The 12,579-nt window shown below is 58.2% G+C and carries 10 protein-coding genes and 1 tRNA gene; 7 read left to right on the forward strand and 4 right to left on the reverse strand.

All coding sequences use genetic code 11. From position 1 onward, the window contains the following. The first annotated feature begins 30 nt into the window (after positions 1 to 30). On the forward strand, positions 31 to 1,419 hold the full coding sequence (locus tag R3D51_15190) for a sulfatase (protein MEZ5900827.1): 1,389 nt from the start codon (positions 31 to 33) through the stop codon (positions 1,417 to 1,419). 107 nt (positions 1,420 to 1,526) lie between these two features. On the opposite strand, the gene R3D51_15195 is transcribed toward R3D51_15190, so the two are convergent. After that, positions 1,527 to 1,602: transfer RNA gene (locus R3D51_15195), tRNA-Ile, on the reverse strand. A gap of 207 nt (positions 1,603 to 1,809) precedes the next feature. Between R3D51_15195 and R3D51_15200 the strand changes: the two genes are divergently transcribed. Then, positions 1,810 to 2,565 carry an SIMPL domain-containing protein gene (locus R3D51_15200; protein ID MEZ5900828.1) on the forward strand — a complete coding sequence of 252 codons (756 nt, stop codon included), beginning with the start codon at positions 1,810 to 1,812 and terminating at the stop codon, positions 2,563 to 2,565. Positions 2,566 to 2,610: 45 nt separating this feature from the next. Here the strand turns inward: R3D51_15200 and R3D51_15205 are convergent, their stop codons facing one another. Further along, a complete protein-coding gene (locus R3D51_15205; protein ID MEZ5900829.1) occupies positions 2,611 to 3,531 on the reverse strand; it encodes a lipid A biosynthesis acyltransferase in 921 nt (306 codons plus the stop codon). Between the two features lie 89 nt (positions 3,532 to 3,620). Further along, complete coding sequence (locus R3D51_15210) at positions 3,621 to 4,811, reverse strand: FAD-dependent monooxygenase (GenBank protein ID MEZ5900830.1); 1,191 nt, start codon at positions 4,809 to 4,811, stop codon at positions 3,621 to 3,623. A gap of 251 nt (positions 4,812 to 5,062) precedes the next feature. On the opposite strand from R3D51_15210, the gene R3D51_15215 reads away from it, so the two are divergent. From R3D51_15215 to R3D51_15230, 4 genes are all read left to right on the forward strand, one after another. Continuing rightward, positions 5,063 to 6,382 (forward strand): porin, encoded by a 1,320-nt coding sequence (locus R3D51_15215; protein ID MEZ5900831.1) that lies wholly within the window; start codon positions 5,063 to 5,065, stop codon positions 6,380 to 6,382. A 431-nt stretch (positions 6,383 to 6,813) separates the two neighbouring features. After that, entirely contained in the window at positions 6,814 to 7,152 is a 339-nt protein-coding gene (locus R3D51_15220) for a hypothetical protein (GenBank protein ID MEZ5900832.1), read from the forward strand. Between the two features lie 349 nt (positions 7,153 to 7,501). Continuing rightward, positions 7,502 to 8,992 (forward strand): cytochrome c oxidase accessory protein CcoG, encoded by a 1,491-nt coding sequence (ccoG, locus tag R3D51_15225; protein ID MEZ5900833.1) that lies wholly within the window; start codon positions 7,502 to 7,504, stop codon positions 8,990 to 8,992. 14 nt (positions 8,993 to 9,006) lie between these two features. Then, positions 9,007 to 9,882 carry a ferredoxin--NADP reductase gene (locus R3D51_15230; GenBank protein MEZ5900834.1) on the forward strand — a complete coding sequence of 292 codons (876 nt, stop codon included), beginning with the start codon at positions 9,007 to 9,009 and terminating at the stop codon, positions 9,880 to 9,882. 18 nt (positions 9,883 to 9,900) lie between these two features. Here the strand turns inward: R3D51_15230 and R3D51_15235 are convergent, their stop codons facing one another. Continuing rightward, positions 9,901 to 10,389, reverse strand: a complete 489-nt coding sequence (locus tag R3D51_15235) for a hypothetical protein (GenBank protein ID MEZ5900835.1) — start codon at positions 10,387 to 10,389, stop codon at positions 9,901 to 9,903. Between the two features lie 215 nt (positions 10,390 to 10,604). Here R3D51_15235 and thrS point away from each other — a divergent pair, with 215 nt between their 5' ends. Continuing rightward, complete coding sequence (thrS, locus tag R3D51_15240) at positions 10,605 to 12,548, forward strand: threonine--tRNA ligase (GenBank protein ID MEZ5900836.1); 1,944 nt, start codon at positions 10,605 to 10,607, stop codon at positions 12,546 to 12,548. Positions 12,549 to 12,579: the final 31 nt, after the last annotated feature.

Genomic DNA, 12,579 nt, shown 5'->3' on the forward strand with positions numbered 1-12,579 from the left:
CGTTCTTAGCAATTATCTATCCAGATCAGTATGACAAAGCATAGCCTCAACAGGCCGAATGTTCTTTTCATTGTCGCCGATGATTTGAACTCGTGGATAGAACCTCTGGGTCGTCATCCACAGGTTCGTACTCCAAACATCAATCGTATGGCAGAACGTGGTGTCGTGTTCAGTCGCGCCTACTGCACTGCGCCCTACTGCAATGCCAGCCGGATGTCTGTTTTTACTGGATGCTTGCCAGAGAAGACAGGAGTTTACGCCAATGAAGCGTTTTGGGAGTCGCCCATTCGGCGTCCGACGTTTGTGGAACATTTTCGCAAGGAGGGATATTATTGCTTTGGTGCGGGTAAAGTATTTCACGGCGCATTCGACTATGCGAGGGCAGGTCGCGAGCGCGCAACGAACGCGATTTGGCGCGATATTCAAAACCGCGACTTCGTTTGGGATCAATTTCATCCGAACCAAACTGAACCCATGCCGGTCAATAGACCGCTCAATGGTATGTTCGACTTCGACAACTTCGAGAATGTTTCACCTTGGAATCACCTTTTCGATTGGGGGGTGTTGCCCTCTGATCGAGAGGGAGAAATGCCAGATACCCGCACAGCGGCTTTGGCAGAAGAGTTTTTGAACAGACCACATGCTGTGCCATTTTTTTGCGCCGTGGGCCTCTATAAGCCTCATCTGCCATGGTATGTCCCACAGCGATTTTATGATCTTTACCCGCTCGATTCGGTTGCGCTTCCCTTTGTGAAGGAGGATGACCTTGATGACGTGCCCGAAATTGCGCGAAAATGGGCGTTGAGTCCGCCTGACCACGAAACAGTGACGCGTCATGGCCAATGGCGTCAGGCCGTCCAGGGATACCTTGCATCGATTTCTTACTGCGACAACATCATAGGCCGGATCCTCGCCGCATTTGATCAATCACCACATCGCGACAACACCATTATCGTTCTTTGGGGCGACAATGGTTTTCATCTAGGCGAGAAGCTGCACTGGCGTAAGTTCGTGCTTTGGGAGGAGGCGACGCGCGTGCCATTTATTTTTGTGCCTCCACCCTCATGTGGGAGCAGCATTTCGGGGGTGGCGTCGCCCGTGAGTCTGGTGGACCTCTTTCCGACCCTTTGTGACTATGCAGGGATCCCTTCGATCGATGGCACGGATGGGGTTTCCTTAGCGCCGCTTATTCGGGGAGACCGGCGGGAGCTTGATCGTCCCGCAATTATGACCTGGCAACGCGGCAATCATTCGATGCGAATATCGCAGTGGCGGTATACCCGTTATCACGATGGCAGCGAAGAGCTATACGATCAGCACGACGATCAATATGAGTGGACAAATCGCGCTAGCGATTCTCGGTTCGTGAGCGTTTTAGAAAGCATGCGCACCGAGTTTGAGCGGGCTTTGGGTAATTGACAGTTCAGTGGGGCCGACGCATTCGGGGTCTACAGTCGACAGGGGCTGTCGCTATCGAGGCGGTGCGGTCACCGTGAGAAAATCCTGAAAAGACGCGAGTGGTATCGTGGTGGGCCCGGCAGGGATCGAACCTGCAACCAGACGGTTATGAGCCGCCAGCTCTAACCATTGAGCTACGGGCCCCCCTTGGCGGGCTGAAAACTCCAAGCCATGCCAGCCCATTCGAGTATGCGAGACGCGGCCCAAACGCAACCCAAGGATTGCCTTCAATTCTCCGTCTTAGGCCTATAGCCGGGTGAGAAACGGCCCTGGCGCATTTGCGCCTTGGTGCCGCAGTCCCCCCCGCGTTCATCGGAATGCCAGTTGTGCCATCTGCCAGGGAATAGTTCGATGCCGAAGTTTGCCCCCGCCCTCGTGTTCGCCGCCGTTGTTGCGCCGGTTCTTGCCGGTAGTGCGTTACTTCATTCGTGGCCGGCGCGCGCTCAGGATGCCCCCCAGATATCATCTCAGGAAAAGTCCATGGATCGTACCGTAACCGTCTCGGCCAGCGCCATCGTTTCCGCAACACCTGACCAGGCAACGATACAAACAGGCGTGACAAGCGAAGGACCAACAGCTCGCGAGGCACTATCGAAAAATTCGGCCGACATGGCGAAGGTCGTCGCTGAGTTGAAAAAGGCCGGGATTGAACCCAAGGATATCCAGACAACCCAGTTCAACGTCGAGCCGGTCTATATCTATCCCAAGGATAGCCAGTCACCCAAGATCACCGGCTATCGTGCACACAACATGGTCGCCGTGATGGTCCGAGACCTCGATAAGCTGGGTGTGGTGCTCGACCAACTTGTGAGTGCCGGCGCCAACCAGATGAACGGCATCTCGTTTGACGTTTCGCAAGCCGAGACATTGAAGGATGCGGCGCGCAAGCAGGCCATCGCTAATGCGTTGCGTCGTGCAAAGCTCTATGCCGAGGCCGCAGGCGCGGAAGTTGGTGAGATCGTACAGATCCAGGAAGACGTGAGTTTTTCCGGATCGCGCCCGATGGCGTTCAAGCAGGCGCGCGCCGCCATGGCCGAATCCGTTCCCGTTGAGCGCGGCTCGCAGGATCTCGATGCGCGGGTAACTGCAACGTGGAGATTGAAGTGAGGGAGATTGAGGCGAGGGCGATTGAAGTCTCGCTGATGCGCGGGGCTAACTCCAGCGGCGGTTCGACCACATCCACTGCTCGGGCGTTTCGCGCACCCACTCTTCGAACTGGCGTGTCATCGCAGCCGTCACCCATTTCACGTCTTCGCTCTGGTTCGCGGTGCGGGGAACCTTGAGTTCCTTGAGTTCGATAACGAAGCGGCTTTCCGCACCCTGGCGTACGCATCGCGACATCCAGATGCGTCCACCCGTGCGGCGTGCAATCATGGCGGGAATCGTAACGGTCGGAGCGTCCTTGCCAAAGAAGGGTACGGGAAGCCCGGTGCGATCATAGAGATCACACACCACCCCCAAACGCCCGCCTTGGCGCACGTAGTCCATGATGGCGCGTGCGGTCTTTTGGCTTTCGCCATGGCTGCCTTCAACCCTGCCGCGGCCGAAGAGGCCGCCGGGATAAAGGTCCTTGCGTTGGTCGCGCAGAAACTGATCGACGTAGGGATTGTTGACGGAGCGGTAGACCGCGGCCGGCTGGGCGCCTGCCAGCGTCAGCGGCCAGATGGCCAGTTCCCAATTGCCTAGATGCAACGAGCAACCCACAATCGGGCCCAGCTTGTCGCGATATCGATCGAAGACCTTTGCATTCGCAATGGTGATGCGAGAAGGGTCTTTGATCAAACGGTCGATCTGCATCGTTTCCGCCATTACGCGACCGAGATTTTCCCAGGCGGCCAGCGCGATGCGCTCGCGTTCTGATGGTGTCATGTCTGGGAACGCGATTGCGAGATTGGCAAGCGCGCGCTTATGGCGCTTTGGGCTTAGGATCGGCGCCAGCCTGCGCCACCAGCGGGCCGAAAACGCGGTTGCGCGGTCGAGCGGAACGGCGCGCACCCCCGCTACCAAGGTGCGCAGCAATGCATATTCCAAACGGAACTGCAGGTCTCTCAAGCGCGAGGCGGGAGCCGTCATTGCGACCGGTCGGACTTTCTGTTGGTGCTTTTCCCTTAGGTCCCCTGATGGAGAATGCAGCCGCATCCGTCAAGGCGGCGACTTAGTCATTAGGGGTGCATAAGCCGGGGTGTAGCGAAAGAGGGAGTGATCCCTTCCCGCATCACCTGATGGCGCAGTGGCGCGATTGTTTTGAGTGCCAGAATGCCTGCACCGCGGGCGATATGGACCGGAAGATATTCTGAAAGCAGCGATTTGTTCATGACGTCGATCGTCCAGACCCGAGCGCTTACATCGTGTCGCCGCCGCGCTTCGTAGGCTGAGAGGACCTCGTTAGACCCAGGATCTTTTCCGCAGGCAATAGCGTCGGCGGCAAGCTCCGCCAGCGTTGCGCCGTCACGCAGCGACAGGTTCAGGCCTTGGGCCCCGATCGGCGGAATGATATGGGCCGATTCGCCTATCAGTCCGATGCGGTTGCGCCCCAACACCCGAGCTGTTTGGCCAGAAAGGGGAAAGACCCGGCGCGGAGAAAATCCACTCATTGTGCCAAGGATACCCCCGACGTGGACCTTCAGCGCCCGATTGAATTCGGTCTCCGAGAGCGCCGCCAGGCGAGCCGCTTCCTCAGGCGTGTCGACCCAGACGAGGCTCGACGCGTTGCCGGGCATTGGCACGACTGTGAGAGGGCCTGCGCGTCTATGCAACTCTGTCGAGATTTGTTGGTGCGCGCGCGTATGGGCAAAGGTCGCGACGACTGCAGCTTGCGGATACGTCCAGCGCTCGGTCTCAATTCCGGCAGCTTCGCGGGCGAGCGAATTGCGTCCATCGGCGCCAGCGACCAGGCTGGTCTCAACAACGTCGCCGTCGTGCATTTGCAAAACGGCGCGATTGCTTCCGATGTTGATGCCTTTCACTCCCGTGTTTGAGATGCGGAAGAGACGGTTCGCGGCGACGTTCTCGAGTGCCGCGGTGAGGCCACCCGTGGGGACGTTGTATCCGAAGGCATCAAGACCGATCTCGTGGGCCCAGAAGGTGACCTCCGGCGCGCGCAACAGGCCGCCGGTGGAGTCGATGAGCCGGATCGCTTTGATGGGTTCGCTTTGATCCTTGATCGCGTCCCACGCACCGATCCGACGCAGCATTTCGATCGAGCCTTGAAACAGCGCCGCGGTGCGACCGTCTTTAGGGTCGGAGATCGGTCCGACCACGGCAGTGCATACGCCAAGGTGAGCAAATGCCAAGCCTGCTGCCAGTCCTGCCGGACCCGCGCCAACGACTACCGCTTGAAGACCCTTTGTCATGCCGAATGTTTAAGCGCACTGCTGCGCCCAGCGCCAGATCTCGCTTTGGCGCAGGCTACTTAGGCGCGATTAGGCGGCAGCTGTGGCTCGGGCGCAACGATGTTGTCATACAGCCTTTAAGGACGACGGTTAATTAAACATTACGTTGGGAATGCAGAGTGGATTCGGGGTGACCGTTTCCCGGCATTTTCGGACGGTTGCATCCCGGGGGACGGGCGCAACGGGGAACAGTGAACAGAGGGGCACCGATTATGTCGGCTTCTAAATTTGGTTTAGCGCAGTGCGCGTTACTGGCTGCGCTCGGGGTTTTTGCCGGTGGGATGTCCACGGCCAAGGCGGCGGATCTGGGCGGCGATTGCTGCGCCGATCTTGAAGAGCGCATTGCTGAGCTTGAGGCGACGACGGCGCGCAAAGGCAACCGCAAGGTTTCACTCACCATCACGGGTTGGGTCAACGAGGCCGTCTTCTTCTGGGATGATGGCACCGAGCAGAACGTTTACGTCGGCACGAACTCTCTGGAACAGAGCCGCGTGAAATTCACAGGCGACGCCAAAATCAATGGCGATTGGTCCGCGGGTTATACCTTAGAACTCGGCATCAACGGTCACGCATCGAACAAGTGGGACCAGAACAACATTGGCTCTTCATCAGATGGCTCGATCAGTGTTCGTAAGAGCAACTGGTTCTTGAAGAGCAAGACGCTAGGTAAGTTGACGGTCGGCCTTGATGGCACCGCGACGTACCATCTTCTTGACGATGCCGATGGCGTCAACACTCGTAACTACTCCGATGTTCAGGCCGCGGCTGTGGCTCAGGGCGCATTCCTGCTTCGGTCGGGTGGTGCGTTCATCTCTAACGGCACCTCCAACTTGCGTTGGAGCGGCATCCTTGCTGGCGTCGATAACGGCACGGTAGGTCAGAACGGTCGCCGCAATATCGTCCGTTACGACACGCCTCAGTTTGCTGGCTTCGTCGGAACCGCCTCATGGGGTGAGGACGATATGTGGGGCGTGGCTTTGACCTACAAGAACACGCTGGGCGACTTCAAAGTCGTTGGTAAGATTGGCTACGAGCACAACGCAGACGAAGGTGTTTCGGCCTGCAACAAGCTCAAAACTGGCATGGATTGCGAATGGTGGGGTACTGCCGCGACGATCCAGCACGCTCCGACTGGCCTGTACGTTTACGGCGGCTATGCCGAGCAAGTCGACAATACCGCTAGCTTGCCCGTAACTGCCGATGACACGAGCACGCTGTGGTTCGTTCAGGGCGGCATCGAGCAGAAGTTCATTGATCTAGGTAAGACGACCATCTTCGGTGAATACCGTAAGGACAACGCTGGTTCGCGGACAGACAGCTCCTTCGGAGTCGGTAACAATCCCGTCGGTTTCGTCCAAGACAGCAATCTGAAGTTCTGGGCTGCGGGTGTCGTGCAGAACATCGACGCCGCCGCGATGGATCTCTACCTGATTTACCGCCACGCCGACGGCAGCACGACCAACTCGGTTGGCGATACGCTGGACCTTGACGCCTTCGATATGGTCATGACCGGCGCACGTATCCAGTTCTGATCCATCCCCCCGACCCGTCTGGGATGACTACAGGGGGCTGCCCGAAGGGGTGGCCCCCTGTCTCGCTTTTTGCGAGGTGAGGCTGCAGGTCGGCGACCGCTGAAGCCCCCGGTGCATAGCGCCAACGATTCCCGATTCTTATTGGTTGTGCATTTGGAGCCGTTCAGCTCGCTTGGCTGACCCCAGAGCCGGACGTTGATGTGCGGGAGCAACTAATTTGCCAAACCGATATTTCCAAATAATAACGTGTAATCAATGTGTTGCTGAGGTCTCCGTTTGAGTGTGCTCTTGCAGTACTATGACATCGAGAACACACGGAACTCAGGAAATGGCGCTCTTTTCGGTCATTTGGGGTTGCTGCCATTGTCTTTCCAAAAGCGAGGCCGCATTTTACCGGCGTGTGCGTGCTTTCGTGGCATGGCGGGGTAGACGTGAAGAAGATCGGTTTAGTCGCAACGTTGGGTGCGTTAATGCTGGCTGTCGCCGGCACAGCGTCTGTTGCGCTCGAAGAGCAAAAGGGTCCTGCCGCGCCTGCTGGCGCCGAAGCGGGCGCTGCGGTGCGTGATGCTGCACCTCCGGCTAAGACGGAAGGCACCGAAATTCGTATTCCGGGGCTGGGTAAGCTGGGCACGTTGCCGAAAATGGATTTTGGTCTGGAACTTCTTTATGGGGCGACCGAAACCGGACCGGCGACACAGGAGCCATCCAAGCTCGACGATAGCTTGCCGGATGATCTGACCATCCGCGGATCGGTCAAGCATCGGTTCTAGTGGTTCGAAAAGCTGCAAGGCTGGGATCACCACGTGGGGCGCTTTGCGCCCCTTTTATTTTGGGAACGACACGCCTCGCATTCGGCTGCCGCCTCCCAAGGTGAAGCTTGCTCCTCTCTACGCTGTGACAATCGGCGCAAGCGAGAACAGGCAACGGGCATTGACCCATATATTAGATGAATCTAATTTAATAACGGTATCGAATTGTCGCTCGTCGCTCCGCGTTTGAGGTGCGTCAAGGACTTGGCCTGCCGATGGCGCTTGCGTTTTCTGCAAGTCGTTGCGGCGATTGTTTTCTCCTCGCACGCACGATGGCGGCGGAAGCCCCCAGGGCTCTAGGAAGGGGACTATGAGCACTCACACGATCATCGAAGCAGCGCATGGCGTTGAGCGTCATGACGTCGACGCGGTCAACGCCAAGGAGGCCCGTAGCCAATATGCGGGCCGTCAGAAGATCTACCCCAAGCGTGGATCGGGCTTCTTCCGAAATATTAAGTGGGTGGTCATGGCTGTCACCATGACCGTCTATTATCTTTTGCCATGGGTCCGCTGGGATCGCGGTCCGGGTGTCCCCAACCAGGCATTCCTCATCGATATGGCGCACGAGCGCCTCTACTTCTTCTGGTTCGAACTTTGGCCGCAGGAACTCTACCTCATCACCGGCTTCCTAGTGATGTCGGCGTTGGCGCTCTTTCTGTTCACCGCCATCGCCGGTCGCGTTTGGTGCGGGTATTTGTGCTGGCAGACTGTCTGGACTGACCTGATGGTGGCGGTGGAACGCTTCTGGCAGGGCGACCGCAACGCGCGCATCCGGCTCGATAAGGAGCCTTGGAGCGGGTCCAAGATCTTCAAGAAGGTAATGACCCACGTCACCTGGCTTCTCATAGCCGCCGCGACGGGCGGCGCATTCGTGCTCTACTTCCGCGATGCGCCAACGCTGTTTGGCGAGTTCTTCACCGGCCAGGCGTCGATGACGACGTACATCTTCTTCGGCTTGCTGACGTTCTTCACCTACCTGATGGGCGGCATCGCACGTGAGCAGGTCTGCATCTACATGTGTCCGTGGCCGCGTATTCAGGGCGCGATGCTCGATCAGGATTCGCTCTTCATTACCTACCGCGATTTCCGTGGCGAGCCGCGCGGTCCTCATCGCAAGGGGCAGCCCTGGGAAGGCCGAGGCGATTGCATCGATTGCAAAGCCTGCGTCGCGGTCTGCCCCATGGGCATCGACATCCGTGACGGACCACAACTTGAATGCATTCAATGCGGTCTATGCATCGACGCGTGTAACGAGATCATGGGCAAGGTCGACAGGCCGCAGAACCTGATCGCTTACGACACGTTCCGCAGCCTGCAATCCGAAGAGAAGGGCGGGAGCCTGCAGCTTCGCCTGGTACGACCCAGGACGATGATCTACGCTGGCACTCTTGCCTTGGTTGTAAGCATCGTTTTGTTCTTCACGCTTAATCGCTCGATGCTGGGGTTGAACGCAGTAGCTGATCGTAATCCGCTCTTTGTCACGCTGTCCGATGGCAGTGTGCGCAACACGTTTACGCTGCGCGTCCTCAACAAGAAGTACGACGAACGTACATTCAAAGTAAGAATCGAGGGATTGGAAGGCGCGAAGTTGACACCGCTCAGCCAAGCCGATACGGCCAGTGAAACGACTATTGTCGCGCCTGCGGACGATACTGCGGAAGCGCGGGTGGCTGTCACCGTTCCACCAGCGTCCCTCAGTAAGCTTCCGTCAGGTGAAATCGTGCCTTTCGACTTCAAGCTGGAAGATATGACCGACAACAGCACCGTGACACGAGCTGTGACTTTCAGAAAGCCGCGTTGAGGAGCAATCGCGAGATGGATACGGAACGTTCAGGCGGACAGCTCGACGGCGATGGTGCTCTGGAAATTGATGCCAACGCTGCCTCGACCCAAGCCAAGAGGCCGGCGTCGAAGAAGACCGGCTCGCTCCTGCGCGAGCGGGTGCTTGATATCCATCACTATACCGACAAGCTGTTCAGCTTCCGCACCACACGGGCGCAGTCGTTTCGGTTTCAGAGCGGACAGTTCGCTATGATCGGCCTGGAAGTGGAAGGACGTCCGCTGCTGCGCGCCTATTCGATGTCGTCGGCCTATTATGACGAATGGCTGGAGTTCTTTTCCATCAAGGTGCCCGATGGTCCGTTGACGTCTCGCCTTCAGCACATCCAGCCCGGCGATGAGATCCTCATCAACGCCAAGCCCACCGGCACTTTGCTGCTGGGCAACTTGCGCCCGGGCAAACGCCTCTTCCTGCTCGCAACTGGAACGGGCTTTGCACCTTTCGGGAGCCTGTTGCGCGATCCGGAAGTCTACGAGTCGTTCGACGATGTGTTTGTCATCTATGGGTGCAGGGTCGCCGCCGAGCTGGAGTACGCGACGCGCGTCACGATTGAGGTGCGCGAGCATGAGCTGCTTGGCGAGATGGTCGCCGACAAGCTGCACTACTATGCGACGGTGACGCGCGAGCCCTATCATCATCAGGGCCGCATTACGGATTTGATTGAGAACGGGCGGCTATTCAAGGATCTCGACGTTCCCGCTTTAAACGCCGAGAACGATCGGGTCATGATCTGCGGCAATCCAGATATGACCGCCCAGCTGCGCTCCATGCTAGGCGCGACAGGCTTTGTCGAAGGCAGCTCCACGACGCCCGGTGAGTTCGTCGTCGAAAAAGCCTTTGCGGACCGCTGAGGGGCGAGTGCGGCTTGATTAAGCCGCCGCCATCGCCGAGGCGGCCCGTTCCAGTTTCTGGACAGCATCTTCGACGCTGAAATCAAAGCTCGGCATGCTGGCCGAGCCCTCATAGACGATGTCACGGCCGAGATCCGCGACGGTGTCGCACAGCGCCACGAAGTTGTCGAAAGCAAGCTTGGCGATAAGTTCGAACGCCATCATCTCCCAAACGTTCGACCCCTGGTGCATTTGCCCCGACATCAGGGTCTTGACCGTGATTTCGGGGCACGCATCGTTCTTAAGGAACGCACCCAGAGCCGGAGCGATCGCGGCCGGGATCGCGATGGCGCCTTCGGGCCAGCTTTGGGCATAAGCGGCGCGTTTGAAGAGCTGGTCGGTGAGGAAGTGCTCATCGAGAACCGCTTTAACGTCGGCGTCCACGACAGCCTGGACGTAACAGCACGGGCGGACCTTCCCCTGGATGAACTGCATGCGCTTCTTGATGATGAGTTTGGCCGCTGACATGTTTTGATCGTCCTGCTGGGCCGGCAAACCGGCAATAATTCTGAATGGACGTTTTACGCCCTTAAGCTTTCAGAACCGCTGATCAAATACCTGCAATTGCAGATATCCCGGCGACCCCGCTTGACAGATTGGAGGAAAGTCGCGATCTCCTCGCCCGGATACATCGACTTACGCCGCCTCGGTTTGCGGCGAGTGAGCAAAGGGAGATTTGCGTCATGACCGACGTTACGATTACGTTCCCGGACGGCAAGGCCAAGAAGGTAGCAGGCGGAACGACTGGGCTTGAGATTGCAAAAGGCATCTCGCCCTCGCTTGCGAAGCGCACGGTTGCCATGCAACTCGATGGCGTCTTAACCGACCTTAACGAACCGATCCGTAAAGACGCTGCAATAAATTTCGTCTCGCGCACGGATGCACCGGCGCTGGAGCTGATCCGGCACGATGCTGCGCATGTGATGGCCGAAGCCGTGCAGTCGCTGTGGCCCGGCACCCAGGTCACGATCGGCCCGGTGATCGAGAATGGCTTCTACTACGACTTTGCCAAGTCGGAGCCGTTCCACCCTGACGATCTCGGCAAGATCGAGAAGAAGATGCACGAGATCATCGCCAAGAACGCGCCCTTCACGAAAGAGGTGTGGAGCCGCAAAAAGGCCAAGGACACGTTCGCTGCGATGGGCGAAGGTTTCAAGGTCGAACTGGTCGACGCGATTCCGGAAGATCAGGACGTCAAGATCTACAAGCAGGGTGACTGGTTCGACCTGTGTCGCGGCCCGCATATGACGTCCACGGGCGCGATCGGCAAGGCATTCAAGCTTCAGAAGTTTGCCGGCGCGTACTGGCGTGGTGACTCAAACCGCCCTCAGCTGCAGCGCATTTACGGCACGGCGTGGGCGACTGAGGAGGATCTCAAGGCCTACCTTCATCGGCTTGAGGAGGCGGAGCGGCGCGATCATCGCAAGCTGGGTCGCGAGATGGATCTATTCCATTTCCAGGAAGAGGCGCCCGGCTCGATCTTCTGGCATCCGAAGGGCTGGACACTCTTTCAGACGCTGATTGCATATATGCGTCGTGCCCAGCAGCGTGCCGGTTATGTCGAGGTCAATTCTCCCGACATGATGGAGAAGCATTTCTGGGAGCTGTCCGGCCACTGGGAGAACTACGGTGAAAACATGTTCACCACCGTTCTGCCCGATGAGCGCGTGTTCTGCTGCAAGCCGATGAACTGTCCCGGTCACGTCCAGATCTTCAAGCACGGCCTCAAGAGCTATCGCGATCTTCCGCTGAAGATTGCCGAGTTCGGCAAGGTTCACCGCTATGAACCGTCCGGGGCGCTTCATGGCATGCTGCGCGTGCGCCACTTCACGCAGGACGACGCGCACATTTTCATCACCGAAGATCAGATCATGGAGGAGTGCCTCAAGATCAACGATCTGATGCTATCCATCTATAAGGACTTCGGTTTCGAAGACATCTTCATCAAGCTTTCGACGCGTCCAGAGAAGCGTGTCGGCGCCGATCATCTTTGGGACAAGGCCGAGAAGGCATTGCAGGATGTGCTCGACGAGGTGACCAAGCGCTCCAACGGACGCATCAAGACGGCGCTGCAGCCAGGCGAGGGCGCCTTTTACGGACCCAAACTGGAGTATGTGCTCAAGGATGCCATCGGGCGCGAATGGCAATGCGGAACGACGCAGGTGGACTTCAATCTGGCCGGTCGTCTGGGTGCCTTCTACATCGACGAGCATTCGGAGAAGAAGACCCCGGTGATGATCCACCGCGCCATGTTCGGGTCTTTGGAGCGCTTCACCGGCATTCTGATCGAGAACTTTGCCGGTCACCTTCCGTTGTGGCTCGCTCCGCTTCAGGTCGTCGTGGCCACCATCACGAGCGAAGCGGACAGCTACGCCGCCGAGGTCGCCGATGCGCTCAAAGCCGCAGGCTTGCGAGTCGAGACGGATCTTCGCAACGAGAAGATCGGCTACAAGGTGCGGGAACACTCGCTGGCCAAGGTGCCGATCATTCTTGCGGTCGGTATGCGCGACGCGGAAGCCCGCAACGTCTCGGTGCGCCGCTTGGGCAGCCAGGAGCAAAAGGTGGTGTCGCTCGACGACGCTATCGCTGCCTTCAAGAACGAGGCGATGGCTCCGGATCTGCGATAGTCCAGGGCTCGGATGCGCATTAGTCGTCGTA

Source organism: Hyphomicrobiaceae bacterium (genome assembly GCA_041397645.1).
GTDB lineage: Bacteria > Pseudomonadota > Alphaproteobacteria > Rhizobiales > Hyphomicrobiaceae > Hyphomicrobium_B.

Excerpts from the sequence above, each read along its gene's own strand:
- R3D51_15215 (MEZ5900831.1), top strand. The coding sequence starts at position 5,063 with ATGTCGGCTTCTAAATTTGGTTTAGCGCAGTGCGCGTTACTGGCTGCG.
- thrS (MEZ5900836.1), top strand. The coding sequence starts at position 10,605 with ATGACCGACGTTACGATTACGTTCCCGGACGGCAAGGCCAAGAAGGTA.
- ccoG (MEZ5900833.1), top strand. The coding sequence starts at position 7,502 with ATGAGCACTCACACGATCATCGAAGCAGCGCATGGCGTTGAGCGTCAT.
- R3D51_15205 (MEZ5900829.1), bottom strand. The coding sequence starts at position 3,531 with ATGACGGCTCCCGCCTCGCGCTTGAGAGACCTGCAGTTCCGTTTGGAA.
- R3D51_15210 (MEZ5900830.1), bottom strand. The coding sequence starts at position 4,811 with ATGACAAAGGGTCTTCAAGCGGTAGTCGTTGGCGCGGGTCCGGCAGGA.
- R3D51_15235 (MEZ5900835.1), bottom strand. The coding sequence starts at position 10,389 with ATGTCAGCGGCCAAACTCATCATCAAGAAGCGCATGCAGTTCATCCAG.
- R3D51_15190 (MEZ5900827.1), top strand. The coding sequence starts at position 31 with ATGACAAAGCATAGCCTCAACAGGCCGAATGTTCTTTTCATTGTCGCC.
- R3D51_15230 (MEZ5900834.1), top strand. The coding sequence starts at position 9,007 with ATGGATACGGAACGTTCAGGCGGACAGCTCGACGGCGATGGTGCTCTG.
- R3D51_15200 (MEZ5900828.1), top strand. The coding sequence starts at position 1,810 with ATGCCGAAGTTTGCCCCCGCCCTCGTGTTCGCCGCCGTTGTTGCGCCG.